This window comes from Geodermatophilus sp. SYSU D00708 (genome assembly GCF_054050115.1).
In genome coordinates, this window is record NZ_JBJGYS010000016.1 from 22,449 (window position 1) to 45,621 (window position 23,173).

Below are 23,173 nucleotides of genomic sequence, written 5' to 3' on the forward strand. Positions count from 1 at the left end.
CGGTCAGCGCATCCTCCCGACGTGGAGAGCCCGGGCGGCGCGCGTCATGGCCCGGGAGGCCCGCGCAGGCAGCGAGTCGGGGGCGGGGATCGTCACCGGCCGGATCCGGCCGTTGTGCAGCGCGGCGATCCGCCAGCCGTCGTCTCCTCTGACCGCCACGATCGTCTGCCGAGACAGCCGCCGCGTCGGCAGGCTCGCGCGCCAGGGCATCTGGACCGAACCCGTCGCGTGCACCACCGCCACGTCGTCCCGCAGGAAGCGAACGGACTCGACCTCCCCCACCAGCGCCGAGTGGCTGAGGACGCCGCGGAAGAGCCGGTCGTGGTTCTCGACCATGGTCCGCCGTCCCCGGGCGTGCGTGCCGTCGTAGGAGACGTAGTCGCTGTCCTCGGTGAAGCAGGCGCCGTAGCCGGCGGCGTCTCCCGCCGTCCAGGCGGAACACATGCGCGCGAAGAGGTCGACGAGTTCGGCGTGTGTGGCTTGATCCGTACGAGTCACCGTCGCCTCCGGTCGCCGATGGTGCTGGAACGAGCCGGGCCCAGTGAGGTCCTTCCTACGCCCGCCGGCGCTCCAGCGGTACTCCCCGCTGGCTTCGAGAGTCCCGAGCCCGTCTCGCGCGGGCGCGTCTGTGGAGATCAGGCCGGCGTCCTCGCGACGGAGACGTGCAGCCATGCTGCGGTGCGCTCGACGGCGGGCTCCACGTACTCCGGGACGTCGTCCAGGTCGATGGGGTCATGAACAGCTTCTCGATCGGCGCCCGGTGCGCGAGGTCCTGCAGGAACACCGCCTGCATCGAGCGGCATCAGCCGACGCTGCACGGCCGCGGCCCACCGTCCGACGTCGCCCGCGCCGAGCCGCTCGGCGCGCTCATCCTGTCCTCCGGGGCGCGCGGGGGCTCCTCACCGTGGTCGCGTCCTCGCGGGAGCCGCGGCGAGCGACTCACCGGCCGTCCAGATGGCCGCGCCCAAGAGGATCACGTCCTTGACCAGGAACTGCCCGGCTCCCGACAGGAACGGGAAGCCGAGATCCGGTTGCCACACCCCGGGCGTGGTGAGCAGGAAGCTCAGCGTGGTGAGGAACATCAGGACCGCCCCGAGACTGCCGGCGGCCGACACCCGCGGCGCCAGGGGTCGCGCGGCGATCAGGCAACCGAGGAGGATCTCGGCGACCCCGATCAGGGCCGCGACCGTGGGCACGCTCCCGAGGCGGTAGGTCCACGACAGCACCGGGGAGTTGGCGACGAGGCCCTCGATGGCCGCGGCCTCGTACGAGGCGAACTTCAGGGCGCCGATCCAGACGAGTACCAGGGCGAGCCCGTAACGGACGACGGCGGAGCCGACCCGTTCGAGCCGCAGAGCCGTGCCCGCAGGGTGCGCCTTGTGGGAAGTGGCCATCTCGGCCCCCTCTCCAGGAACGGATGGACAGAAGACAGAGCGACGGCGCGGAACTCATCACCGGTCCCTCGGTGTCCGGCGAAGCGGGCGGGCCGGCGCCCGCAAGGCGCGCCGGCCCGCGAAGGCTCGTGCACTGTCGGAGACGGCGGAGTGCCTCAGGTCGCCGTCCGCGACGTCCGGTGCAGGCGCTGAGCGATCCGCTGGTCGAGCCCGAACCGGCCCGCGCCGGTCACGGCCAGCACGAGGCTGAGCAGGCCGAGGGTGATGACCAGCTCGGGGCCGTTGTGGTCCATGGCGAACAGGCCGCTGGTGTGCACGAAGACCCAGGCGCCGACCATGTTCAGCGCCATCAGGACGCCGACGATCCGGACCGCGACGCCGAGGATCATCGCGATGCCACCGACGAGCTCGAACAGCACGTTGGCCGGCCCCGTGATCGCAGCCAGGGGCACGCTCGCCTCGTCGAAGAGCCGCCCGACACCGGCCAGGCTGCCGCCGCCGAAGTCGTACTCCAGCTTGGCGTGCGCCACCATCATCACGCCCAGGCCGATGCGGGCGACGAGCAGGACGACGTCCGAGGCCGTCCGGACGAGGGCGGCGTTCCGGCCAGAGCCGGTGAGGTGCGTGGTGGTCATGCCGGTTGTCCTTTCTCGGGGACGGGCCCGCTGGGAACGGGGCCCAGCTCGGCCCCGATCTCGAGCAGGCGGGCCCGGTGCTCGCGGGCGTGGTGGCCGCAGAACAGCAGCGCACCGCTGGAGAGCACCGCCCGGTACCGAGCCACGGCAGGGCAGCGGTCGCAACGGTCGCCGACGGCCACGGTGGGGACCGCGAGGCGATGACGTCGGCTGAGGTCGGTGGGCATGGGGGCTCCCCTCCGAGGGGTGGCTTCGGGCCGGTCGCCCGGGGCTTGCCCGGGTCGATGCCCGCCTGCCGATACGACTCCATCGCGAGTCCGAAGTCATCGGCCGTGTCGAGTGCACTCGTGGCGGTGGAACGGAACCGACGCTAGGACCTCAACCGGACTCGAGGTCAAGGGAGCGCGTGCGATCCGGTTCGACGGGAGCGGGCGCCGGCTTCTACGTCCGCGCGCAGGGCGTCGAGCGGTGAGGCGGTGCGCGAGATCCACGGGCTCGGCCGAGGTCGCCGTCCGAGTGAGACCGGCGAGCCGGTGGACCAGGACGGTCCGGCTGCGGTGGGCGCATCGCCGGACCGGTCGAGGACCACGGCCTGGTCGCCGTGGCCGGAGACGTCGCGACGGGCACCTCGCGACTCGACGCGAGCAGCGGCTCCGCTGCTGAGGAGGGATCCAGCGGTGGGCGGCACTCCTTCGGAGCTGGGTCGCTGCCGAAGCCCACACGGAACACGGGACCCGGGGAACGGATCGCCGCCTCAGCGGCAGCGGAGACCCGGTCCCGGCGGCCGACGACGGAGGCCGCAGCGGTGGGCCGCCGCTCCGGGTCGGCAGGTCACTGCCGGAGGGCGTCGATGACGTCCTCGCTGCGGCAGCGGTAGGTCAGCAGGCTGTAGTCGAGGCTGTCCAGTGACCGCTGGGCGGCCTCGTGGTCCACGACGCCGCAGGCGTCCTCGACCACGACGGGGAGGAAGCCGAGGTCGGCGGCGTGCCGCGCGGTGGGTTCGATCCCGATCTCGAGCACCGCGCCGACCAGCACCAGCGTCGTCACTCCCCGGTCGCGCAACACGGCCTCCAGCGGCGTGCCCACCAGCGCCGACATGCCGAGCTTGTCGAACACCGGCTCATCGGCGGTGGGGGCGAGCTCCGCCACGATCCCCGCGTGGGCCGCGCCCGGCGGGAAGGCCGCCGTGACCTCCTCGGCCCGGCTCACCCGCTGCCAGGCCATCGCGGTGCGCAGTGCGGCCACGCCCATGTGGGACGGCGGCAGGGAGACGTGCCGGACGTAGAGCACGGGCACACCGGCTGCCCGCGCCGCCCGCAGGACGGCGGTGATCCGCTGGACCAGGCCGTCGCGGTCGCGGACGTGGGCCAGGATGCCCTCCTGCGGGTCATAGACCAGCACCGCGGTCGTGTGAGGTCGGCACATCTCGACCACTGTGTCCGGGATCGTCATGCCGAAGGCCTGTTGCATGCCGGGAGCCTGGCAGGGCCACAGACGGTTCGGCTACCGCGGCGCCGCTGGCCGGGTGTGTGAGACGTGAGCCTGCCGGACCCCCTGCCCGACTCTCCGGCCGCCACGTACAGCCGCGTCGGCACGTAGGGCCGCAGGCCGTGGGCTGCCCGTGAGGATGGGTTCGGCCGACGCCGGCTCCCTGGACCCGGCCGCGACGCGGCGCCCCCAGCCCGGAACCGGAACCCGGGGTGGGGGCCGCCGCAGGCGCAGGTCAGCGACGATCCGTCGCGCCCTCGTCGAGCTCGATGTGCTCCTTGCGGACGGAGTCGGTCACCGTCTCCTGGTCGGTCACGGTCTGCGTGTCCAGGCGGACCCGCTCGACCGGGACGGCCTCCTTGTCCACGACCGGGCGCTCGGCGTGCAGCGTGACCTCGTGCTCCTCCTCGGAGATCGCGGGGCCGTCGAGCGCGTTGCCGACGTTGGCGTCGGTGATGGGCTCGCGCTCGACGCGGATCTCCTCGCGGGACACCGGCACCGTCTCGGTGACGTTCTCGGTGACGACGTACTTGCGAAGCCGGGCGCGGCCGACCTCCTCGGTGCGGGTGCCGACGTTGAGGCGCTCTTCCGAGCGGGTCATGGCGTTGTCGGTCGTCGGGCCGGAGGTGTCCCGGCCCACCGCGGGGGTGGTGTCGGTGTGCTCGGTCCGACCTGCGGCGCCCGTCCCGGCCAGGTCGCGGTCGGTCGTGCCGGTCGTCGCCGTGCCGTTGGTCCCGGCGACCTGCCGACCGCCGTTGCCGAGGTCCAGGCCGTAGTACCGGTAGAGCTCCTGCTCCTCCTGCGGCGAGAGGTGCCCGTCGGTGTCGACCTTCGGAGCGCCCTTGACCTGGTCCTTGGTCACCGGTACGCGCACGCCGTCGTCGGTCAGGTCGGCCTGGCCGATGGGGACGAAGGACTCCTTGGTGCCGAACAGGCCGGTGCGCACGGTCGCCCACTCCGGCCGACCGGTCTCGTCGTCGAGGTACACCTCCGACGCCGAACCGATCTTCTGCCCGGATGCGTCGTAGACGTCGCTGCCGATCACGCGACTGATGGACTCGGTGCCGATCATCTGTCCTCCTGGGAAGGCTGCGAGACGGATGCCCCGTGACGGGTCAGAGGTGACCCCCACGGGACGCCGACAGCGCCTACCCGCTCGTTTACAACGTAAACGAGCGACCCCGGGCCGGGGCTCAGTCCAGACGGTCGAAGAGCTGCTCGAGTCCGGTCATGGTCAGCACCTGCAACGCCGACCTCGACGGGTGACGGAGGCAGGGACGCAGCCCGGCCTTCCGGGCCGGCTGGGTCAGCTGCAGCAGCAGCCGGGCGCCGACCGAGTTCATGAAGGTGACCGCCGAGGCGTCGACGACCGTGACCTCGACGAGGCTCCCGTTCGCAGCGAGCACCGCGGCCTCGAAGGCGGCGACGGTGGCCGTGTCGATCTCCCCGGTCAGGTAGAGCACGGTGTTGTCACCCTCGAGCCCGAACCGGACCTCACCGGGCGCGCGCGGCAGCGATGGATGGGGCATGCTGCGTCGATCCGCCTCCTCGTGCGCCTCTCGGCGCAACGACGCCCGGTCGTTTACAGCGTAAAGCGGCAGCGCACGGAAGGAAAGACGGCGGAGGGGAAGACGCCAGCCGTCAGGAGCGCGGACGACGGCGCGACTCGCGCAGCAGCCGGCCCAGTCGGTCGAGCAGGTTCTCCAGCGACTCCTCGAACTCCACCGCGGACTCGTCCTCGCGCAGCAGCGGCTCGAGTCGGACCACCATCGGGTACTGGCGCAGGTCGGCGTCCCCCTCGGTGGCCGGATCGGTGTCGTCCCGGGAACTGATCGGCACCCCTCGCTGGGAGATCTCCAGCAGCAGGTGCCCGAGCAGGAAGCTGGTGTAGGCGCGGTACGCGCCGACGGCCGTCTCGTCGGTGAAGCCGTGGCCGGTCAGCGCGGTCAGGAACGACTCCACCCAGCGCAGGCTGCGCAACGGAGGCCGGATCCACGGCGCAGCCGGCGGCCTGGTCGCCACCAGCGGGAAGACGGCGGGGTGCGCGAGGGCGATCCGCCGCACCCCGTGGGCCAGTCGCTGCAGGTAGTCCTGCCAGCCGGCGGAGGCCTCCATGTGCACGTCAGGGTCGCCGTAGAGCTCGTCGATGACGGTCTCCACCACCCCGTCCAGGAGGTGCTCGCGGCTGGGCACGTAGCGGTAGAGCGCCATCGCCTCGACCCCGAGGCGGGCGCCGAGCCGACGCATGGTGAGCGCGTCGATGCCGTGCTCGTCGATGAACTCCACCGCCGCGCCGAGCACCCGCCGGCGGTCCAGGCTGCCGCGCGCCGTCCCCGGAGCCGCCGCAGGCACCACCATGGCCGCCCCACCGCGCGCCTCGGGCTCGTCGGGGTCGTCGGGTGCGCCGTTGCGGGCCATCCCGACCTCCTCCGACGCCGCCCCCCGTGCACGCTCCGCGCGCTCCCGGTCGATCATCGCGCGCCCACCCCCGCGCGAGCGACACGAACCCTCCGATCGGGTGGCCGCGCCCCACCGTGGGTGACCGCGTGCCCGTCGTCCCGGAGGGAACCGCGTGCGGCCATCGCCGGCGGGGGTCAGTGGACGTCGGGGTCCCGGACCACGCGGTAGCGCAGGTGGGTGGCGTCGCGGCCCTCGACGGTGCGCACGAGTTCCAGCTCGAGGGGTTCGAGGAGGTGGTCGAGGTGGTCGAACAGCCGGCGTCCGGCACCGAGCAGCACGGGCACGAGGTGCAGCTCGACCTCGTCGAGCTCGCCGGCACGGAGCAGCGCCTGGCCGGCGCCCGCGCCCGCGACCAGCACGTCCCTGCCTCCCGCACCCGCTCTCGCGTCGGCCGCGCACGCCGCGACATCGGTGTAGAACCGCGCGCTGCCGGGCGGCACGTCACCGTCGTCCACGTGGCTGGTCAGCACCAGGATCGGGACGCCCGAGTGGTGGTCGCCGTTCCAGCGGCCGGCCAGCTCGAAGGTCCGGCGACCCGCGATGATCGCGCCGGTGGCCAGGCTGTCGGCGAAGACCTCGCCGTTGGGGCCGGCTTCGTCGCGGTCGTCGAGCCAGTTGAACAGCCGGAAGCCGCCGCGGCCCATCTCCTGACCCGGCCGGTCGTCGGGGCCGGCGACGAAGCCGTCGAGCGACGTGGTCATGTCGAGGCGGATCGAGGTCACCTCGGACTCCTCCCTCGCGAGGTGGCCCCTGCAGGCGCTCCCCGGATCGCCGGGTGCAGGGCCGCCACGTGAGTGCCGACCCGATGGGCGCGCCGAACTCATCGGTGCGTCCGGTCGGCCAGGTCGGGGTCGCGCCGAGGAGGGCACGGTCCCGGCCGGTGAGCAGGCCTGCACATCGGGACCCGTCGCATCGCGCTGCCGCGGAGCGGTGAGCGGCGGCAGGCGCTGGTTGACTCGTCGCATGGTCGCGCCACTGCCCGAACCGGACCCGATCATCGACCCGGATCAGCCGGTGCCCGACGATCCGGGTGAGCTGCTGCCCGACGCACCCGACCCGCTGCCGCCTGCGCCGATCGAACCGCAACCGGATGACCCCGGCGGCGATCCCGGGGGCGTGCCCGAGCCCGCCTGATCCGTGCGGCGGCCGCACCGATCAGGCGGTCGCGGGACCCGCCCCTGGTCCCGGAACGGGCGCCGATGTCGAGCCGCGGCACGTCGGAGCCGGCACCCTCCCCCGCCCGCAGCCAGGCCCGATTCAGATGCGTGACGTCTGAATGGGGCCGAACTGGGTCTTTGTGCGTCCACATGGAGCGGGCTTACGTTCCCCCCGTCACAACGACCAGCGCTGCCGGGAGCCCGGTGGACGGCGCGGGACGGGCGGAGGAGCGCGCGTGGAGATCCGGCAGCTGCACTACTTCGTCACCGTGGCACGGACCCGTCACTTCGGGCGGGCTGCCGAGCAGCTGCACATGGCCCAGTCCCCGCTGTCCCAGGCGATCCGCCAGCTGGAGTCGCAGCTGGGTGCCACGTTGTTCCACCGGACGACGCGGCGGGTCGAGCTCACGGCCGCCGGCGAGGCCCTGCTGCGCGACGCCGAGCGGGTCCTCGAGTCGGTCGAGGCCGCGCAGTCCCGCGTCCGCCTGGTGGCGGCCGGCAGCACCGGGCTGCTCCGGGTCGGTGCCACCGGCCTCGCGGCGTTCCGGCAGCTGCCCCAGCTGGCGCGGATCGCCGGCCGCGAGCTGCCGGGGCTGGTGCTGCGGTTCCAGCCGGACCTGCTGACCCCCGCGCAGGAGCGCGCGCTGGAGGAGTACCGGATCGACCTCGCCGTCCTCCGGCCGCCGCTGCGCAGCGCCGGCCTGGCCTCCCGCCTGATCGCCCGGGAGCGACTGGTGCTGGCGGTCGCGGCCGGTCACCGCCTGGCCGGGGAGGAGCCGGTGACCCTGGCCACGCTCCGCGACGAGGACTTCGTGACCTACGGCGTCCCGGACTCGGTCGTCGACACCGCGGTGGCCCAGGCCTGCCTCTCGGCCGGCTTCGTGCCGCGGCGGGCGCACCAGGCCGGGCAGACGTCGATCGTGCTGACCCTGGTCGCCGCCGGACTGGGTGTCGCGGTGCTGCCGGAGTCGGTCGAGGCCCTGCGCGTCGAGGGCGTCCGGCTGGTGCCCGTCGCTGACGACGTCTCCATCGACCTGGCGCTGGCCTGGCGCCGCGAGGACGACTCCCCCGCCCTGGCCCGCCTGCTCCGGGCCCTGGAGGCCAACGGCTTCATCACCCCGGACGTGGACCTGCCGGACGCAGACCTCGACGTCCCTCTGGGAGGTACCCGGTGAAGATCGTCCGGATCGAGGCGATCCCGTTCGCCATCCCGTACGCCAAGCCGCTGCGCTTCGCCAGCGGCGAGGTGCACGTCGCCGACCACGTGCTGGTCCGCGTACACACCGACGACGGCGTCGTCGGTGTCGCGGAGGCCCCGCCGCGCCCGTACACCTACGGCGAGACCCAGCAGTCGATCGTCGCGGTGGTCGACACGGTGTTCGCCCCGCAGTTGGCCGGGCTCACCCTGCTCGACCGGGAGGCCGTGCACGCGCGGCTGGACCGCACCATCGGCAACCCCGCCGCCAAGGCGGCGATCGACATGGCGCTGTGGGACGCCCTGGGCCGCAGGCTCGGCCTGTCGGTGTCGCAGCTGCTCGGCGGCTGGACCGACCGCATGAGGGTCGCCCACATGGTCGGGTTCGCCCCCGACGCGGAGATGGTCGCCGAGGCCGAGCGGGTCCGGGACACCTACGGCATCAGCACCTTCAAGGTGAAGGTCGGCCGGCGGCCGGTCGAGCTCGACGTCGGCGCCGTGCGGGCGCTGCGGACCGCCCTCGGCGCCGACGTGGAGCTCTACGTCGACGGCAACCGTGGCTGGACCCCGTCGGAGGCCGCCCGTGCCCTCGACGCGATGGCCGACCTCGGTCTGACGCTGTCCGAGGAGCTCTGCCCCGCCGACGACGTCCTGGGCCGGCGCTGGCTGACCTCCCGGACGTCGGTGCCCACCGTGGCCGACGAGAGCGCGACGACGCCGGGCCAGGTGACCCGCGAGCTGCTCGACGGCGCGGCGACCATGATCAGCATCAAGACGGCCCGCACCGGGTTCAGCACCTCGCAGCGGATCCTGCACCAGTGCGAGGGCCTCGGGGCCGAGGTCGTCATGGGCAACCAGATCGACGGCCAGGTCGGCACCGCCTGCTCCGTCGCCTTCGGCGCCGCCCACCGCAGCTCGTCGCGCCGCGCCGGCGAGCTCTCCAACTTCCTGGACATGCGCGACGACCTGCTCACCGAGCCGCTGGAGATCTCCGGCGGCGAGCTCGCCGTCCGTCCCGGACCGGGAATCGGCATCGACATCGACCCCGACAAGCTCGGCCGCTACCGCCAGGACTGAACCACCCCACCACCGAGGAGGACACCGTGAGTGCACCCACCGCCCCCAACCCCACCGCGGCCGGCGCCGGTCGCAACGCCACCGAGCGCTTCGCGCAGAAGGAGCGCAGCGCGGCCGCCGTCGACCAGGCCCGCGTCTCGGCGATCGCCACCGACGCCCTCACCGCCCTGCACGGGGTCATCCGCAAGCACGGGCTGACCTACGCCGAGTACGACGCGCTCAAGGCGTGGCTGATCCGGGTCGGCGAGGACGGCGAGTGGCCGCTGTTCCTGGACGTGTGGGTCGAGCACGTCGTGGAGGAGGTCGCCAACGCCGACCGCCAGGGCGCCGTCGGCACCATCGAGGGCCCGTACTACATCCCCGGCTCGCCCGAGTTCCACGGCGAGGCCACCCTGCCGATGCGCGACGACGAGAGGGGCACCCCGTTCCTCTTCCAGGGCACGGTGACCGACCTCGACGGCAGCCCCATCGAGGGTGCGCGGGTGGAGCTGTGGCACGCCGATGACGACGGCTACTACTCGCAGTTCGCGCCGGGCATCCCGGAGTGGAACCTGCGCGGCACGATCCTGACCGGCCCCGACGGCCGCTACGCGTTCCACACGATCAAACCCGCGCCGTACCAGATCCCCACCGACGGCTCCTGCGGCGCGCTGATCGCCGCGGCCGGCTGGCACGCCTGGCGGCCGGCCCACCTGCACCTGAAGGTGTCCGCGCCCGGCAAGCAGCTGGTCACCACCCAGCTGTACTTCGACGGCGGGGAGCACGTGGCCGACGACGTGGCCCAGGCGGTGAAGCCGGAGCTGATCCTGCGGCCCACGCCGGCCGCCTCGGGGAACGGCGAGGAGGTCACCTACGACTTCCGGCTGGACCCCGCGGCGTGACCCAGCTGTACGCGGTACGGATGGACGTCGCGCTGCCGCCGGACATGGACCCGGCGGCCCGCGACGACCTCCTAGCCCGGGAGAAGGCCTACTCCCAGCAGTGGCAGCGCTCCGGCCACTGGCCGCACATCTGGCGCTGCGTCGGGCAGTACGCCAAACCTCAGCGTCTTCGCCGTGGACAGCAACGAGCAGCTGCACCAGATCCTCTGGGGGCTGCCGCTGTTCCCGTACATGACCATCACGGTCACGCCGCTGGCCCCGCACCCGTCGGACATCGCGCAGGCCCCGGCGCAGTGAACACCGCGCAGGCCCCGGCGCAGTGAACACCGCGCAGGCCCGCGACCAGCGCCCGCGCCGTCCGCTCCGACAGGCCGGCGGAGACGGCATCGATTCGAACGCTCTGGTTCCGATAACCCAGAGCGACGACGCGCCCGTCCGCGTTTGCCGGCTCCTCCCGTCGGCGCTTGCCTGGGACCGAGCGCTGAGAAGCGGTGGCTCGAGACGGGAGAACGTCGGCATGCCGATCTGGACGGTGGAGCTCACGGGGGAACAGGACGAGAGGATCGAGGCCGACGTCCTCGCCACCGACGGCGGAGCACTGGTCGCCTTCTCCGGCGAGGGGCTGATGGTGCGCGCCTGGGCGCCGGGCCACTGGAGGACCGTGCGGCAGTTCGCGGGGCGGGACGCGCACCCGGCCGGCCAGGCGGAGAGGAGCAACGTCCTGACCGCGCTGCCGCGCCGCTGACCGCGGCGACGAGGGCACGCCGTGGAGCGGTCCGGATGTCGGCGGGACCGGCCAGGATGCCGGCCGTGAAGTACGTGATGACCTACCACGCCGTCGAGGACTTCCTGCCCCTGGCCCGGCAGCACGGCCCGGACCACGTGGCCCGGCTGCACGAGTTCCGCGACCGGGGGCTGCTGCTCATGGTCGGCACCTTCGACGAGCCGATGAACGGCGACGCGATGGGCGTCTTCACCACCCGCGAGGCGGCCGAGGAGTTCATCGCCGGCGACCCGTTCGTGCGGCACGGGGTGGTCGCCGGCTGGTCGGTGCGCCCGTGGAACGAGGTCCTGCAGCCCTGAGCACTCACCCGGGAGGGTGACCGCGGGGCGTCCAGGCGACGTCCCGGAACCGGACCTGCCGTTGAGAGGGGGTCGGGTCCGGGACGGAGGTGTGTGCGGTGCGGGTGTCGTTCCTCGTGTACGGCGTGCTCTACGTCGTCGTCGAGATCGTCGGGCACCAGCTCGAGAGCATCGGGTGGCCGCAGCTGACCCCGCTCGACGTCGCCACCGCGGTGACCAACGCCTGCCTGACCGTGGCGGTGGGCATCGCCGTCCTCGTCGGGTTGGACGTCGGTGGCCGTCGCTGGCGGCGCGCCGTCCAGGAGTGGCGCGCGGAGCGGCTCGAGGCCGCCGAGGCGTACTGGGCCGAGCAGCCGCCGATCGAGGTGTCCTCGTGGCGGGCCGAGCCCCTGGCGCTGCCTGCGGGCCGCGGGCCGTCGCCCGGCCTACCGAGCCCGGACTACTCCCCCGCGCCGTCGTCCGGCCGGCCCTTCCCCGAGGAGCCCGGCCGGCTGCTCTGACGCCGGCCCCGCCCGGCGGTGCCGGTCAGCCCAGCAGGTCGTGCGCCCGGGCGCCGAGGGCGTGGGCGGCGAGCGCGGCCGCACCGATCGTCGCGGCCAGCGTCCGCGCCTCGGCCGGCGCGCCCGGCACCCGGCCCGCCTCGTCCAGCCGCTCGGCCAGGTGGGCGTCCAGGTCGGCCTCGGCGAGGTCCTCGACGTCGCGCAGGGCGAAGGGGGCGGTGGTGAGCAGCGCGGCGGTCATGGCGGGAATCCGTTCCTCGTGGTCGTCCGCCGGGTCGTTCCCGGCACCGAGGACTCTCCGGTCCCAACCGCACGTCCGTGGCCGGGAAAGCGCACGAAATCCGCAAGACCGGGGGACGGCGACCCGCCCGGGCCCGTCCTCGTCGCGCCCACTACCCCGCAGGCGGTGCTCGGCGACTATGGTCGTCCCCGTCGGGAAGGCCCTGCGCTATGGCAGGACCCCGATGCACCACCTCAGCTAGGAGCGAGCAATGCCCGAAGGAACTGTCAAGTGGTTCAACGCGGAGAAGGGGTTCGGCTTCGCCACCCCTGACGGTGGCGGACCGGATGTGTTCGTCCACTACTCGGCCATCCAGACCAGCGGGTACCGCTCGCTCGACGAAGGCCAGCGGATCTCGTTCGACATCGAGCAGGGCCAGAAGGGCCCGCAGGCTGCGAACGTCAACCCGCTCTGATCGCCTGATCAGCGCACAGCGCCCCCGCCCGGTCCGCCGGGCGGGGGCGCTGTCGTTTCTGCCGGTCACCGGGCTCGCGGCACGTAGCCCCCGATGAGCGCCGACATGAGCAGCGCCCCGTCGTGCGGACCGATCGCGGCCGCGGCGTCGGCGAGGGCCCGCCAGCGGCCGCGCTCGACGTCGGTCGGCGCGTTCTGCGCCCGCGCCGTGAGCTGCTCCAGCAGCCGGTCCCACTCCCCCTGCGGCGTCGGCCACAGCCCCGCCAGCCGGCGCGCCTCCGGCGAGATGCCGGTGAACCGCACGATCTCGCCGGCGTAGGTGGTCAGCGCCTCGACGTAGCCCGCCGACACCAGCGCCCGGGCCGCCGCGGCCACCTCGGGCTTGGGCAGTCCGCTCGCCGGGACGACCTGCCCGAGGTAGGGGTTGCCGCCGTGCGTCGGCTCGTCGACCAGCCGGGCGATGGCCCGCAGCACGGGCAGGTCGCGGGTGAACCAGACGTCGGGCAGCGGGGCGTCGGGCGAGGTCACCGCCCCAGTCTCCGCCGCACGCGCAGGCGCCCCGCCACCCGGGGTCACGGGGTGGCGGGGCGCCGGGTGAGCTGGGCGGTCCTTCTTCAGCGGGCGCCGGTCAGCTCCGGTCGGCAGGCCAGGATCAGGCCGAGGGCGACGTAGCCGACCAGGAGGTGCGCCGCCCCCGCGAGACCGGCGACCGCGGGCACGATCGCGTTGAGCGGGACGACGACCGGCGCCCAGCTCTCGGCCACCAGCGGCCAGAAGCGCGCGGCCCCCTGCCAGCGGCCGGCGATCGCGATCCGGACGCCGATGGCGGCCATGCCGAGCATCGACAGCGGCCAGAAGGCGTCCAGCAGCAGGAACCAGGTGGCGCCGTCGTACTGCCGCAGGAAGATCCAGGTCAGCGTGGAGACGATCGCCAGGCCGAGGAGCACGTGCTCGACGTGCAGGAAGAAGCGCGCCAGCCGGCCGGTACCCGTCGCACCGGTGCGCAGCTGGAGGGTCACGAGCGCGACCAGGCCGAGCTGGAACAGCAGCGAGGTCAGGTTGTAGACCGTGTCCCCCCAGCCCGGGTCCGGGTTGGGGCCGAAGGCGAGCAGCCCGGCGGCCCACGCCGCGGAGCCGGTGGCCACCGCGACGCCGGTGGCGCGGGCGAACCGGGTGGTGGCGGCCGGCCGGGTGCCGGACGGCGTCGGCGAGGCCGCGGCCAGGTCGGTGCGGGCGCTGGCGGGGGTGGTGCTGAGGGACATCTCGTCTCCCTGGTCGTGGTGGCGGTGCCCTGTGCACCGACTGGGAGAACCGTCTCGGGGCGGCGTCCCGGGCAGCCAGGGCGCGCCGCCCTCGATCCGGTCCCCGTCGCCGTCCCGGGCGACACGGGACACCTGCCTCGTGACGCGCGGGACGACGGTCGGCGAGGATCGCCCGCGTGCAGGCAGGAGCCCCGGTCGCCGGGTCGACCCCCACGGCGCCGGAGCCCCCTCCCGCGCCGCGACCGGAGCGTCCCGGTGAGCGCCCGACAGCAGGGCTGCGGCTGGTCGGCTGGCTGCTCGTCGCCGTCACCGGGGCGTTCGCGGTGGGCGCCACCGTGCTCGACGTCCTCACCCCGGCCGCCGCCCGCGAGGCGGCCCAGGCCACGCCCGGCTGGATCATCGGGCTGCCCGGGATCGGGCTCGCCGTGCCGGCCGCCCTGCTGCTGCGCCGCGCGCCGCGGAACGCCGTCTCCTGGGTGGTCGGCGGGACGGGCCTGCTCTGGGCGCTCGACGGGATCGCGCAGTCCTGGCTGACCCACGTCCTGCAGTTCGACCCGCCCCTGCCCGGCGGGACGGCCGCCTTCTGGATCGTCAACCGCTTCGGCGCCTGGCTGCTGCTCGGGCTGCCCCTGCTGCTCCTGCTCTACCCCGACGGGCGGATGCCGACCGGGCGGTGGCGCCCCGTCGCGATCCTGAGCCTGGCGTCCACCGCGCTGCTCCCGACGCTGCTCCTGGTGGTGCCGTCGGAGATCGCCGATGCTCGCGCCGGCTCCGAGACGCCCGCCATCTACCGCTCGCTCGACCTGGACCCGACCAGCCTGCCGCTGCCGGAGCCGATCGTCCTGCCGCTGCTGCGACTGGCCTTCCCCGCCGCCGTCCTGGGTGTGGTCGTGCCCGTCGCCGTCGTCGTCGCCCGGTACCGGCGGGCCACCGGCGAGGGCCGCCGCCGGATGCGGTGGCTGCTGTGGGCGGCCGTCGTCGACCTGCTGGTCATGGTCGCCGCCCTGGTCTTCCCGGGGGACGAGGCGTCGTTCGCGCTGTCGATCGCCGTCACGCTCACCGGCGCGGCGATCGCGGTCGGCATCCTGCGCCCGCAGGCGGTCGACATCGACCGGCTGCTCGGCGGCACCCTGGTCTACGGCGGGCTCGCCGTCGCCGTCGTCCTGCTCGACCTCGCGGTGATCGCCGGTGCCGGCGCCCTGCTCGGCGACCGGCTCGGCGACCGCGACGCCACCCTGCTGGCGCTGCTCGTCGTCACCGGGCTCTACGTGCCGCTGCGCGCCCAGGCCTGGCGGCTGGTGCGCCGGTGGGTGCTCGGCGAGCGGGAGGACCCCTACCGGGTCGTCTCCGGCCTGGCCGAGCGGCTCGAGCGCACCGACGGCGCCGAGGAGCAGCTCATGGCGGTCGCCGCCGGGATCGCCGAGGCCTTCCGCTCGCCGTACGTGGGGGTCGAGGTCGACCAGCCCGGCGGCCAGCAGCTGCTCGCCGAGTCCGGCCGCCGCCCGGCCGGCGTGCAGTCCCTGCCGATCGCCTACCGCGGCGAGGAGGTCGGCCGGCTCCTGCTCCCCCGGGACGGCGTCCGCGCGCAGCTGGTCACCCGCGACGAGCGGCTGCTCGCCGACGTCGTCCGGCAGGCCGCCGCGGCGGCGCGGGCCAGCGCCCTGGCGGCCGAGCTGCAGGCCAGCCGCGAGCAACTGGTCGCCGCGCGCGAGGAGGAGCGCCGCCGCCTGCGCCGGGACCTGCACGACGGGCTCGGGCCCTCCCTCGGCGCGGTCGTCCTGCGCATCGACACCGCGCGCAACCTGGCCGCGTCCCGGCCCGAGGACGCCGACCGGCTGCTCCGCCAGGCCCGGGACGACGTCTCCGCCGCGCTGGCCGACGTCCGCCGGCTGGTGCACGACCTGCGCCCACCGGCGCTGGACGACCTGGGCCTGGCCGGTGCGGTGCGCCAGCAGGCCGAGCGGCTGCTCGTCCCGCGGGTCGCGGTGACCGTGGCGGCCGAGGAGCTCGCCCCCCTGCCCGCGGCGGTCGAGGTGGCCGCCTACCGGATCGCGTCGGAGGCGCTGGCCAACGTCGCCAAGCACGCCGCGGCGACCCGGGTCCGGGTGTCGCTGGCCTGCGACGACGACGGCGCCCTGGTGGTCGACGTCGCCGACGACGGTGTCGGCATCGACCCGGCCGCGCCCGCCGGGGTGGGGCTGGTGTCGCTGCGCGAGCGCGCGGCGGAACTGGGCGGCCGCTGCTCGGTGAGCTGCCCGCCGGAGGGGGGCACGGTGGTGCGGGCGGTGCTGCCCGCGGACGGGAGGGGGACGGCGTGATCGAGCAGGAGGGCATGGTGACCGAGCCGGAGGAACCGCTGCGGATCGCGGTGGTGGACGACCACCCGGTCTACCGCGACGGGCTGGCGGTCCTGCTCGGCTCGGTGCCCGGGCTGACCGTCGTGGGCACCGCCGCCGACGGCGCGGCCGCGGTCGTGCTGGCCCGCGAGGAGCAGCCCGACGTCGTGGTGATGGACGTGCAGATGCCGGTCCTGGACGGGATCGAGGCCACCCGGCGGATCACCGCCGAGTCGCCGTCCGTGGGGGTCGTGGTGCTGACCATGAGCGAGGACGACGGCACCGTGTTCGCCGCCGTCCGCGCCGGGGCCCGGGGCTACCTGCTCAAGGGCGCCGACCAGGAGGAGGTGGTCCGTGCGATCACCACGGTGGCCGGCGGCGGCGCGGTCTTCGGCGCGGCGCTGGCCCGCCGGATCGCCGAGTTCTTCGCCGCCGGGCCGAGCGGTCCGGAGACGGCGTTCCCCCAGCTCACCGCCCGCGAGCGCGAAGTGCTCGACCTGGTGGCCGCCGGCCGGTCGAACGCGCAGATCGCCGCCGCGCTGTACCTGTCGCCGAAGACGGTGCGCAACAACGTGTCCAACGTGCTGACCAAGCTGCAGGTCACCGACCGGGCGCAGGCGATCGTGCGGGCGCGGGAGGCCGGGCTGGGCCGCTGACCGGCGCTTTAGTCGTCGTACCGTTGAAGCATGACGACGTCCGCGGAGAACCAGCCGAAGGTCACGAAGAGCGACGAGGAGTGGCGGGCGCAGCTGTCCCCGGAGGAGTACTGGGTCCTCCGCCAGGCCGGCACCGAGCGGCCCTGGAGCGGTGAGTACGTCGACACCAAGACCCAGGGCGTCTACACCTGCCGGGCGTGCGGCGCGGAGCTGTTCCGCTCCGAGACGAAGTTCGACTCGCACTGCGGCTGGCCGTCGTTCTACGAGCCCACGGCCGCCGACAACGTCGTCCTCCGCCAGGACCGCAGCCACGGGATGGTCCGCACCGAGGTGCTCTGCGGCTCCTGCCACAGCCACCTGGGCCACGTGTTCGAGGACGCCCCGCAGACCCCCACCGGCGACCGCTACTGCATCAACTCGGTGAGCATCCGGCTGGTCGAGGCCTGAGCCCCGACCCCCGCGATCATGGGGTCCGGGAAGCGACACGCCGGCGTCCAGCCGGGTGTCCGTTCCCGAACCCCATGATCGTCGGGAGAGGTGGCGTCAGGGCAGGTCGGCGACGAGCTCGGCGACCGGCTTGCGGACGCCGGTGTAGAACGGGACCTCCTCGCGGACGTGCCGCCGCGCCGTCGAGGCCCGCAGCTCGCGCATGAGGTCGACGATGCGGTGCAGCTCGTCGGCCTCGAAGGCCAGCATCCACTCGTAGTCGCCCAGCGCGAACGACGCGACGGTGTTGGCCCGCACGTCCGGGAAGCCGCGGGCCATCTGCCCGTGCTCGGCGAGCATCGCCCGCCGCTCCTCGTCGGGCAGCAGGTACCACTCGTAGGACCGCACGAACGGGTAGACGCAGACGAACCGGCGCGGCTGCTCGTCGGCCAGGAACGCCGGGATGTGGCTGCGGTTGAACTCCGCCGGCCGGTGCAGCGCCATCTGCGACCACACCGGCTCCAGGTGTCGGCCCAGCGCCGTGCGGCGCAGCCGGGTGTAGGCCTCCTGCAGCGCCTCCGCCGACGGCGCGTGCCACCAGACCATGAGGTCGGCGTCAGCCCGCAGCCCGCTCACGTCGTAGGTGCCGCGGACGACGACGTCCTTGCCGGCCAGCTCGTCGACCAGGCCCTGCACCTCGTCGGAGAGGACCGTGCGCGGCTCCTCCCCCAGCGGGCGGGCCAGGCGGAACACCGACCACATCGTGTAGCGGATGGTCGCGTTGAGCTCGTTGGCCCGCTTGCCGATGCTGCGCTCGTCGGTCTGCTCGCTCATGGCCCCATTCTCGCGCGCGGCTGCGGGACGCCGGTCGCGCGGGTGGGGAGACTGCTCACATGGGCGCTGCCGACGACGAGCCGCTGCCCACCACCGTCCTGCTCATGGCCGAGCACGGCGGGGCGTTCCTCTGGGACCGCTCCCCGGGCGCGGTCGACACCGTGGAGCCCGAGGACCTCGGCATCTCCGCGGACCTCACCGCCCGGCTCACCGACTGGAACGAGCGGTACGAGGAGCACGCGGCCCGGTGGAACTGGGGCCCGCCCCCGCCGGAGCACCGTGCGGACGACGAGGCCGAGTGGGCGGCGTGGACCCGCGACGGGCTGCACCTGGCCCACGCGCTCCAGCACGAGCTGGACGCGCTGGGGCACGACGTCGTCGTCCTGTACCGGGAGGACGGCGACGCCCGGCCGGTCACCGGGCGACGCGGACCCTGAGGTCTCAGCCCAGCGCGTCGAGGGCGTGGTACGCGTCGCGGATGCAGGCGGGCACGCCCACGCCCCGGAACGCCGCGCCCGCGATCGCCAGCCCGGGCACCTCGCTCACCGCGGCCCGGACGGCGTCCACCCGGCCGGAGTGCCCGACGAGGTACTGCGGCAACCCGCCGCCCCAGCGCACCAGCCGGGTGGCCACCGGCTCGGGGCGGGACAGTCCCAGCAGGTCGGCGACGTCGGCCACCACGGCCGCGGTGAGGTCCTCGTCGGTGCGCTGCAGCTCCGTCTCGTCGCGGAAGCGGCCGACCGAGGAGCGCACCAGCAGGTGGTCCCCGGCGAGGTGCGGCCACTTCGCCGACGACACGGTGACCCCCTTGACCAGGCGCCCGGTCACCGGCGGCACGAGCAGGCCCGACCCGGCCGCGACCTGCTGCGCCGGGAAGGCCATCGCCACCACGGCCATCGACGCGTACGGGATGCCCTGCAGCGGCTCCACCGCGGCGGGCGCGACCTCGCCGAGCAGCCGCGCGGCCTTCGGCGCCGGGGCGGTGACGAGGACGGCGTCGGCGGTCAGCCGCTGCGGGGCGGCGGCGGGCCCGACCGACAGCTCGAAGCCGGTGGCCGTCCGGGTGAGGCCGTGCGCCGGGGTCCGCAGCCGGACGTCGGCCCGGGCGGCGGCCACCAGCGCGTCGGGCAACCCGCCGATGCCGTCGGACACGGTCACGAACACCGGCCCGTCGGCGTCGAACCGGCTGCGCGCTCCGGCGTCGCGGGCGGCGGCGGCCGCGGCCAGCACCGACCCGACACCCGGCAGGTGCGCGGCCAGCTGCGGCATGGTCGCGGTCAGCGACAGCTCGTCGGCCCGGCCCGCGTACACCCCGCCCAGCAGCGGCTCGACCAGCCGGTCGACCACCTCGTCGCCGAGCCGCTCGCGCAGCAGGGCGCCGACCGCGACGTCGCCGTCCAGGGACAGCGGCGGCAGCTGCGCCTCGGCGGCCACCCGGGCCACGCCGGCCGGCGTCAGCACGCCCTCGAGCCCGTCGGCCGAGGCGGGCACACCGAGGACGGTCCCGGCCGGCAGCGGGTACCGCCCGTCGGGCAGGACGACGGCCGCCTGGGTGGTCGCCGGCGCCACCAGCCGGTCGGCCAGGCCGAGGCGCTCCACCAGCTGCACCGCCTCCGGCACGCGGGCGAGCATCGCCTCGGGGCCGGTGTCGTACCAGTGCCCGGCCAGCTCGACGCGGCCCAGCTTGCCGCCGATGCGGTCGCCGGCCTCCAGCACGACGATCTCGTCGTCCGGACGCCGGCGGCGCCACTCGAACGCGGCGGCCAGGCCGGTGATCCCGGCGCCGACGACGACCAGCCGGCGGGACTTCGCCGGGGTGGTGGGGTGGGACGGAGTCACTGCGTGGTCAGCTCGTGGACCAGCTCGACGACGTGGGTCAGCACGCCCGGGTCGGTCTCGGGCAGGACGCCGTGGCCGAGGTTGAACACGTGCCCGCGGGCGGCCCGGCCCTGCGCGACGACCCGCCGCACCTCCCGGTCGACGGTCGCCGGGTCCGCCAGCAGGACGGCGGGGTCGAGGTTGCCCTGCAGGGAGCGCTGCGGCCCCACCCGGCGGGCCGCCTCGTCCAGCGGCACCCGCCAGTCGACGCCCACGACGTCGGCGCCGGCGTCCCCGATGAGCGCCAGCAGCTCCCCGGTGCCGACGCCGAAGTGGATGCGCGGCACGTCGCGGTCGCCCAGGCCGTCGAAGACCGCCCGCGAGTGCGGCAGCACCCGCTCGGCGTAGTCCGCGGCCGACAGCACGCCGGCCCACGAGTCGAACAGCTGCACCGCGGACGCGCCGGCGTCGACCTGGGCCCGGAGGAACGTCGCCGCCGAGACCGCGAGCCGGTCCAGCAAGCGGGTCCAGGCCTCGGGCTCGGCGTACATGAACGCCTTGGTGCGGGCGTGCTCCTTCGACGGGCCGCCCTCGATCAGGTAGGTGGCCAGGGTGAACGGCGCCCCGGCGAAGCCGATGAGCGGGATCGGCCCGAGCTCGGCGACCAGTGCGCGCACCGCGGTGGCGAGGAACTCCAGCCGCTCGGGCTCCAGCGGCGGCAGCGCGTCGACGTCGGCGACGGTGCGCACGGGGTGGGCCACGACCGGGCCCACCCCCGGCTTGATGTCGACGTCGACGCCGGCGACGACCAGCGGCAGCACGATGTCGGAGAAGAGGATCGCGGCGTCCACCCCGTGCCGGCGCACCGGCTGCAGGGTGATCTCGGTGATCAGGTCGGGGTGCTGACAGGCGTCGAGCATGCGGGTGTCGGCCCGCAGGGCCCGGTACTCCGGGAGCGACCGGCCCGCCTGGCGCATGAACCACACCGGGGTCCGGGACACCGGCAGGCCGCGCGCGGCGGAGACGAGGTCCGAGTCGGCGGGATGGGTCCGGGCGTCGCCAGCTGGGGTCACGACCGTCGATCCTCCCAGAACGGTGCGGCGCGTCGGCGGCGCGGGCCCGGTTCTGGTCCTACTCTGCGAGCGTGGAGCCATCGAGCCTGGCCGGCGCCGGGCGCGGCCCCGGGGACCGGCCCGGCGAGGAACCCCCGGAGGAGTTCCGGGCTGCCCTGGAGGCCCTGACGCGGGTGACGGTCCGCCCGGAGATCCAGCTCGAGCACATCCCCGCGCCGCAGCGACTGGCGCCGTTCGCCCACGCCATCGGCGCGCTGGTCACCGAGCCCGACGGCGACGAGGACGTCGAGGTCGCCAGCGCGCGCTTCATCGTCCTGCACGACCCCGCGGGGCACGAGTCCTGGGCCGGGACGACGCGCTGCGTCGGCTACCTGTCGGCGGCCACCGACGAGCACATGGTGGACGACGCGATGTTCTCCGAGGTGGCGTGGAGCTGGCTCACCGAGGCCCTCACCGAGGCCGGCGCCGCGCACCACGCCGTCGGCGGCACGGTCACCCGCACCGCGTCGACGCGGTTCGGCGAGCTGGCCGGGCCGCAGCACTCCGTCGACGTGGAGATCCGCGCCTCCTGGACCGCCGAGGACACCGCGCTCGACCGGCACCTCGCCGCCTGGCTGGAGGTTCTCGGCAACGCGGCCGGTCTGCCGCCGCCCGGCGTCCGGCTGCTGGGTCCCTCCGGTCCTGCCGGGAGTGGGACTCCGTAACATCGGTGTCCGACGGGGGGCGCGACGCCCCCGCGCCGGCTGCCCCTCCCCGGCCTCCTGCGGTCCCGTTCCGCGCAGGCTGCGTGCTGCCGGCACCGCACTGGTCGACGACACGGGCGAGAAGGTGGACGAGCGCTGAGCACCGAGCCCATCCCGGCAGTGGACGAGGAACCGACCCCTCCCCCGGCGACCCCGCTGCTCGTCCCTCGCGACGGGCTACCCCCGGTCATCGAGACCTCCACCGCGCTGGTCGAGTACGCCGAGGCGCTGCGCGCCGGCACCGGCCCGGTCGCCGTCGACGCCGAGCGCGCCTCCGGCTACCGCTACGGGCAGCGCGCCTACCTCGTCCAGCTGCGCCGCGACGGCGCGGGGACCGGGCTGGTCGACCCGGTTCCGCTGCCGGACCTGTCGGTGCTCCAGGAGGCGATCGCCGACACGGAGTGGGTGCTGCACGCGGCCAACCAGGACCTCCCCTGCCTGGCCGAGCTCGGCCTGGTGCCCACCCGGGTCTTCGACACCGAGCTGGCCGCGCGGCTGGCCGGGCTGCCGCGGGTGGGCCTGGGCGCCGTCGTGGAGTCGCTGCTCGGGTACTCGCTGCAGAAGGGGCACTCGGCCGCGGACTGGAGCACCCGGCCGCTGCCCGAGGAGTGGCTCGTCTACGCCGCCCTGGACGTCGAGGTGCTCGTGGACCTGCGCGACGCGCTGGCCGAGATCCTGGACGAGCAGGGCAAGACCGAGTGGGCCCGCCAGGAGTTCGAGGCGATCCTCGCCGCCGGGCCGCCCGCGCCCAAGCCCGACCCGTGGCGGCGTACCTCCGGCGTCCACGGGCTGCGCAACCGCCGGCAGCTGGGCATGCTGCGCTCGCTGTGGCAGGCGCGCGACGACCTGGCCCGGCGCCGCGACGTCGCCCCCGGGCGGGTGCTGCCCGACGCCGCGATGGTCTCCGCCGTCCAGGCCGACCCGCGGTCGGAGGCGGCCCTGCTGGAGCTGCCGGTCTTCCGCGGCCGGGCCAACCGCAAGCTCGTGGGCACCTGGTTCGGCGCGCTCGCCCGCGGCCGGGAGCTGCCGGAGTCGGAACTGCCGCAGCACAGCAAGCCCGGGGACGGCCCGCCCCCGGTCAGCCGGTGGGCCGACCGCGACCCCGCCGCGGCCACCCGGCTGCAGGTGGCCCGCGCCGGCCTGGCGGAGCTGTCGGAGAAGCACCGGGTGCCGGTGGAGAACCTGCTCTCCCCCGACCTGGTGCGCCGGCTGATGTGGACCCCGCCGGAGCCGCGGGACGCCGAGACGGTCGCGGCGGCCCTGCGCGCCGGCGGTGCGCGCGAGTGGCAGGTCGAGCTCACCCGCGGCCTGCTCACCGACGCGCTCGCCCGCGCCTGAGCCCGGCGGCGCCTCGGCCGGACCGGGGTGTCCCGGAGGTCGCCGTTGCGTGCGTTCCTCGCGCAGTGCCGGCGCTGCAGCGCCCGCACCGTGCGAGGAACCCCGGCGATCCCGGCCCGGGCC

30 protein-coding genes and 1 pseudogene are annotated in these 23,173 nt (G+C 74.7%); 16 read left to right on the plus strand and 15 right to left on the minus strand.

What is annotated here, in order from left to right; all coding sequences use genetic code 11:
* Nucleotides 1-3: 3 nt before the first annotated feature.
* The 9 genes from ACI79D_RS14610 to ACI79D_RS14650 form a co-directional block, all read right to left on the minus strand.
* Nucleotides 4-672 carry an SgcJ/EcaC family oxidoreductase gene (locus tag ACI79D_RS14610; protein ID WP_456919144.1) on the minus strand — a complete coding sequence of 223 codons (669 nt, stop codon included), beginning with the start codon at nt 670-672 and terminating at the stop codon, nt 4-6.
* Between the two features lie 227 nt (nt 673-899).
* Nucleotides 900-1,394, minus strand: a complete 495-nt coding sequence (locus tag ACI79D_RS14615; protein WP_456919145.1) for a YkgB family protein — start codon at nt 1,392-1,394, stop codon at nt 900-902.
* A gap of 155 nt (nt 1,395-1,549) precedes the next feature.
* Nucleotides 1,550-2,029 (minus strand): DoxX family protein, encoded by a 480-nt coding sequence (locus ACI79D_RS14620; protein ID WP_456919146.1) that lies wholly within the window; start codon nt 2,027-2,029, stop codon nt 1,550-1,552.
* Nucleotides 2,026-2,256: a DUF7455 domain-containing protein gene (locus ACI79D_RS14625; protein WP_456919147.1), complete on the minus strand. Its 231-nt coding sequence runs from the start codon at nt 2,254-2,256 to the stop codon at nt 2,026-2,028. Before ACI79D_RS14625 ends, ACI79D_RS14620 begins: the two co-directional genes overlap by 4 nt.
* A 604-nt stretch (nt 2,257-2,860) precedes the next feature.
* On the minus strand, nt 2,861-3,499 hold the full coding sequence (locus ACI79D_RS14630) for a cysteine hydrolase family protein (RefSeq protein ID WP_456919148.1): 639 nt from the start codon (nt 3,497-3,499) through the stop codon (nt 2,861-2,863).
* Nucleotides 3,500-3,752: 253 nt separating this feature from the next.
* Nucleotides 3,753-4,589, minus strand: a complete 837-nt coding sequence (locus ACI79D_RS14635) for a DUF2382 domain-containing protein (RefSeq protein WP_456919149.1) — start codon at nt 4,587-4,589, stop codon at nt 3,753-3,755.
* Nucleotides 4,590-4,710: 121 nt separating this feature from the next.
* On the minus strand, nt 4,711-5,046 hold the full coding sequence (locus tag ACI79D_RS14640) for an STAS domain-containing protein (RefSeq protein ID WP_456919150.1): 336 nt from the start codon (nt 5,044-5,046) through the stop codon (nt 4,711-4,713).
* A gap of 112 nt (nt 5,047-5,158) precedes the next feature.
* Nucleotides 5,159-5,935 carry a TetR/AcrR family transcriptional regulator C-terminal domain-containing protein gene (locus ACI79D_RS14645; protein WP_456919151.1) on the minus strand — a complete coding sequence of 259 codons (777 nt, stop codon included), beginning with the start codon at nt 5,933-5,935 and terminating at the stop codon, nt 5,159-5,161.
* A gap of 176 nt (nt 5,936-6,111) precedes the next feature.
* On the minus strand, nt 6,112-6,699 hold the full coding sequence (locus ACI79D_RS14650; protein ID WP_456919152.1) for a dihydrofolate reductase family protein: 588 nt from the start codon (nt 6,697-6,699) through the stop codon (nt 6,112-6,114).
* A 241-nt stretch (nt 6,700-6,940) separates the two neighbouring features.
* Between ACI79D_RS14650 and ACI79D_RS14655 the strand changes: the two genes are divergently transcribed.
* The 9 genes and pseudogenes from ACI79D_RS14655 to ACI79D_RS14695 all read left to right on the plus strand — a co-directional run bounded on the left by ACI79D_RS14655 (nt 6,941) and on the right by ACI79D_RS14695 (nt 11,870).
* A complete protein-coding gene (locus ACI79D_RS14655; RefSeq protein ID WP_456919153.1) occupies nt 6,941-7,111 on the plus strand; it encodes a hypothetical protein in 171 nt (56 codons plus the stop codon).
* Nucleotides 7,112-7,370: 259 nt separating this feature from the next.
* Entirely contained in the window at nt 7,371-8,309 is a 939-nt protein-coding gene (locus ACI79D_RS14660; protein ID WP_456919154.1) for a LysR substrate-binding domain-containing protein, read from the plus strand.
* Nucleotides 8,306-9,406 carry a mandelate racemase/muconate lactonizing enzyme family protein gene (locus tag ACI79D_RS14665; RefSeq protein WP_456919155.1) on the plus strand — a complete coding sequence of 367 codons (1,101 nt, stop codon included), beginning with the start codon at nt 8,306-8,308 and terminating at the stop codon, nt 9,404-9,406. The genes ACI79D_RS14660 and ACI79D_RS14665 overlap by 4 nt, the downstream gene beginning before the upstream one ends.
* A gap of 26 nt (nt 9,407-9,432) precedes the next feature.
* On the plus strand, nt 9,433-10,287 hold the full coding sequence (gene catA, locus ACI79D_RS14670; RefSeq protein WP_456919156.1) for a catechol 1,2-dioxygenase: 855 nt from the start codon (nt 9,433-9,435) through the stop codon (nt 10,285-10,287).
* Nucleotides 10,284-10,412, plus strand: a pseudogene (locus tag ACI79D_RS14675) (muconolactone Delta-isomerase family protein); the annotation flags it as partial. The gene catA and the pseudogene ACI79D_RS14675, both read left to right, overlap by 4 nt.
* 49 nt (nt 10,413-10,461) lie before the next feature.
* On the plus strand, nt 10,462-10,584 hold the full coding sequence (locus tag ACI79D_RS14680; protein WP_456919157.1) for a muconolactone Delta-isomerase family protein: 123 nt from the start codon (nt 10,462-10,464) through the stop codon (nt 10,582-10,584).
* A 220-nt stretch (nt 10,585-10,804) separates the two neighbouring features.
* Nucleotides 10,805-11,032, plus strand: coding sequence for a hypothetical protein (locus ACI79D_RS14685; protein WP_456919158.1), 228 nt, complete (start codon nt 10,805-10,807; stop codon nt 11,030-11,032).
* Between the two features lie 56 nt (nt 11,033-11,088).
* Nucleotides 11,089-11,370 carry a YciI family protein gene (locus tag ACI79D_RS14690; RefSeq protein ID WP_456919159.1) on the plus strand — a complete coding sequence of 94 codons (282 nt, stop codon included), beginning with the start codon at nt 11,089-11,091 and terminating at the stop codon, nt 11,368-11,370.
* A 98-nt stretch (nt 11,371-11,468) separates the two neighbouring features.
* A complete protein-coding gene (locus ACI79D_RS14695; protein WP_456919160.1) occupies nt 11,469-11,870 on the plus strand; it encodes a hypothetical protein in 402 nt (133 codons plus the stop codon).
* Nucleotides 11,871-11,895: 25 nt separating this feature from the next.
* On the opposite strand, the gene ACI79D_RS14700 is transcribed toward ACI79D_RS14695, so the two are convergent.
* Nucleotides 11,896-12,111, minus strand: coding sequence for a hypothetical protein (locus tag ACI79D_RS14700; RefSeq protein ID WP_456919161.1), 216 nt, complete (start codon nt 12,109-12,111; stop codon nt 11,896-11,898).
* 250 nt (nt 12,112-12,361) lie between these two features.
* On the opposite strand from ACI79D_RS14700, the gene ACI79D_RS14705 reads away from it, so the two are divergent.
* Complete coding sequence (locus ACI79D_RS14705) at nt 12,362-12,565, plus strand: cold-shock protein (RefSeq protein ID WP_012948038.1); 204 nt, start codon at nt 12,362-12,364, stop codon at nt 12,563-12,565.
* A gap of 65 nt (nt 12,566-12,630) precedes the next feature.
* Here the strand turns inward: ACI79D_RS14705 and ACI79D_RS14710 are convergent, their stop codons facing one another.
* Both ACI79D_RS14710 and ACI79D_RS14715 read right to left on the minus strand, forming a co-directional pair.
* Nucleotides 12,631-13,092 (minus strand): hypothetical protein, encoded by a 462-nt coding sequence (locus ACI79D_RS14710; protein WP_456919162.1) that lies wholly within the window; start codon nt 13,090-13,092, stop codon nt 12,631-12,633.
* Nucleotides 13,093-13,178: 86 nt separating this feature from the next.
* Complete coding sequence (locus ACI79D_RS14715; RefSeq protein ID WP_456919163.1) at nt 13,179-13,826, minus strand: hypothetical protein; 648 nt, start codon at nt 13,824-13,826, stop codon at nt 13,179-13,181.
* Nucleotides 13,827-14,002: 176 nt separating this feature from the next.
* Between ACI79D_RS14715 and ACI79D_RS14720 the strand changes: the two genes are divergently transcribed.
* From ACI79D_RS14720 to msrB, 3 genes are read left to right on the plus strand one after another with little or no spacing between them, the layout of a single operon-like run.
* The gene (locus ACI79D_RS14720; protein WP_456919164.1) at nt 14,003-16,144 is read left to right on the plus strand and encodes a histidine kinase; all 2,142 of its coding nucleotides are present in this window, start codon (nt 14,003-14,005) and stop codon (nt 16,142-16,144) included.
* Complete coding sequence (locus tag ACI79D_RS14725) at nt 16,141-16,818, plus strand: response regulator (RefSeq protein ID WP_456919165.1); 678 nt, start codon at nt 16,141-16,143, stop codon at nt 16,816-16,818. Before ACI79D_RS14720 ends, ACI79D_RS14725 begins: the two co-directional genes overlap by 4 nt.
* A 30-nt stretch (nt 16,819-16,848) precedes the next feature.
* On the plus strand, nt 16,849-17,265 hold the full coding sequence (gene msrB / locus ACI79D_RS14730) for a peptide-methionine (R)-S-oxide reductase MsrB (protein ID WP_456919166.1): 417 nt from the start codon (nt 16,849-16,851) through the stop codon (nt 17,263-17,265).
* A 96-nt stretch (nt 17,266-17,361) separates the two neighbouring features.
* Here msrB and hemQ read toward each other — a convergent pair whose 3' ends face one another.
* Nucleotides 17,362-18,078 carry a hydrogen peroxide-dependent heme synthase gene (gene hemQ / locus ACI79D_RS14735; RefSeq protein WP_456919167.1) on the minus strand — a complete coding sequence of 239 codons (717 nt, stop codon included), beginning with the start codon at nt 18,076-18,078 and terminating at the stop codon, nt 17,362-17,364.
* A 59-nt stretch (nt 18,079-18,137) separates the two neighbouring features.
* Between hemQ and ACI79D_RS14740 the strand changes: the two genes are divergently transcribed.
* Nucleotides 18,138-18,515: a hypothetical protein gene (locus tag ACI79D_RS14740; protein WP_456919168.1), complete on the plus strand. Its 378-nt coding sequence runs from the start codon at nt 18,138-18,140 to the stop codon at nt 18,513-18,515.
* Nucleotides 18,516-18,519: 4 nt separating this feature from the next.
* Here the strand turns inward: ACI79D_RS14740 and hemG are convergent, their stop codons facing one another.
* Complete coding sequence (hemG, locus tag ACI79D_RS14745) at nt 18,520-19,917, minus strand: protoporphyrinogen oxidase (RefSeq protein ID WP_456919169.1); 1,398 nt, start codon at nt 19,915-19,917, stop codon at nt 18,520-18,522.
* Nucleotides 19,914-20,969, minus strand: a complete 1,056-nt coding sequence (hemE, locus tag ACI79D_RS14750; protein ID WP_456919170.1) for a uroporphyrinogen decarboxylase — start codon at nt 20,967-20,969, stop codon at nt 19,914-19,916. Before hemE ends, hemG begins: the two co-directional genes overlap by 4 nt.
* A gap of 71 nt (nt 20,970-21,040) precedes the next feature.
* Between hemE and ACI79D_RS14755 the strand changes: the two genes are divergently transcribed.
* Nucleotides 21,041-21,673, plus strand: a complete 633-nt coding sequence (locus ACI79D_RS14755) for a DUF3000 domain-containing protein (protein WP_456919171.1) — start codon at nt 21,041-21,043, stop codon at nt 21,671-21,673.
* A gap of 159 nt (nt 21,674-21,832) precedes the next feature.
* The gene (locus ACI79D_RS14760) at nt 21,833-23,050 is read left to right on the plus strand and encodes a ribonuclease D (RefSeq protein WP_456919172.1); all 1,218 of its coding nucleotides are present in this window, start codon (nt 21,833-21,835) and stop codon (nt 23,048-23,050) included.
* Nucleotides 23,051-23,173: the final 123 nt, after the last annotated feature.

What these genes read in the sequence shown, in the direction of transcription:
- ACI79D_RS14610 (WP_456919144.1), bottom strand. Translation starts at nt 672, where the DNA reads ATGGCTGCACGTCTCCGTCGCGAGGACGCCGGCCTGATCTCCACAGAC.
- ACI79D_RS14615 (WP_456919145.1), bottom strand. Translation starts at nt 1,394, where the DNA reads ATGGCCACTTCCCACAAGGCGCACCCTGCGGGCACGGCTCTGCGGCTC.
- ACI79D_RS14620 (WP_456919146.1), bottom strand. Translation starts at nt 2,029, where the DNA reads ATGACCACCACGCACCTCACCGGCTCTGGCCGGAACGCCGCCCTCGTC.
- ACI79D_RS14625 (WP_456919147.1), bottom strand. Translation starts at nt 2,256, where the DNA reads ATGCCCACCGACCTCAGCCGACGTCATCGCCTCGCGGTCCCCACCGTG.
- ACI79D_RS14630 (WP_456919148.1), bottom strand. Translation starts at nt 3,499, where the DNA reads ATGCAACAGGCCTTCGGCATGACGATCCCGGACACAGTGGTCGAGATG.
- ACI79D_RS14635 (WP_456919149.1), bottom strand. Translation starts at nt 4,589, where the DNA reads ATGATCGGCACCGAGTCCATCAGTCGCGTGATCGGCAGCGACGTCTAC.
- ACI79D_RS14640 (WP_456919150.1), bottom strand. Translation starts at nt 5,046, where the DNA reads ATGCCCCATCCATCGCTGCCGCGCGCGCCCGGTGAGGTCCGGTTCGGG.
- ACI79D_RS14645 (WP_456919151.1), bottom strand. Translation starts at nt 5,935, where the DNA reads ATGGCCCGCAACGGCGCACCCGACGACCCCGACGAGCCCGAGGCGCGC.
- ACI79D_RS14655 (WP_456919153.1), top strand. Translation starts at nt 6,941, where the DNA reads ATGGTCGCGCCACTGCCCGAACCGGACCCGATCATCGACCCGGATCAG.
- ACI79D_RS14685 (WP_456919158.1), top strand. Translation starts at nt 10,805, where the DNA reads ATGCCGATCTGGACGGTGGAGCTCACGGGGGAACAGGACGAGAGGATC.
- ACI79D_RS14690 (WP_456919159.1), top strand. Translation starts at nt 11,089, where the DNA reads ATGCCGGCCGTGAAGTACGTGATGACCTACCACGCCGTCGAGGACTTC.
- ACI79D_RS14700 (WP_456919161.1), bottom strand. Translation starts at nt 12,111, where the DNA reads ATGACCGCCGCGCTGCTCACCACCGCCCCCTTCGCCCTGCGCGACGTC.
- ACI79D_RS14705 (WP_012948038.1), top strand. Translation starts at nt 12,362, where the DNA reads ATGCCCGAAGGAACTGTCAAGTGGTTCAACGCGGAGAAGGGGTTCGGC.
- ACI79D_RS14715 (WP_456919163.1), bottom strand. Translation starts at nt 13,826, where the DNA reads ATGTCCCTCAGCACCACCCCCGCCAGCGCCCGCACCGACCTGGCCGCG.
- msrB (WP_456919166.1), top strand. Translation starts at nt 16,849, where the DNA reads ATGACGACGTCCGCGGAGAACCAGCCGAAGGTCACGAAGAGCGACGAG.
- hemQ (WP_456919167.1), bottom strand. Translation starts at nt 18,078, where the DNA reads ATGAGCGAGCAGACCGACGAGCGCAGCATCGGCAAGCGGGCCAACGAG.
- ACI79D_RS14740 (WP_456919168.1), top strand. Translation starts at nt 18,138, where the DNA reads ATGGGCGCTGCCGACGACGAGCCGCTGCCCACCACCGTCCTGCTCATG.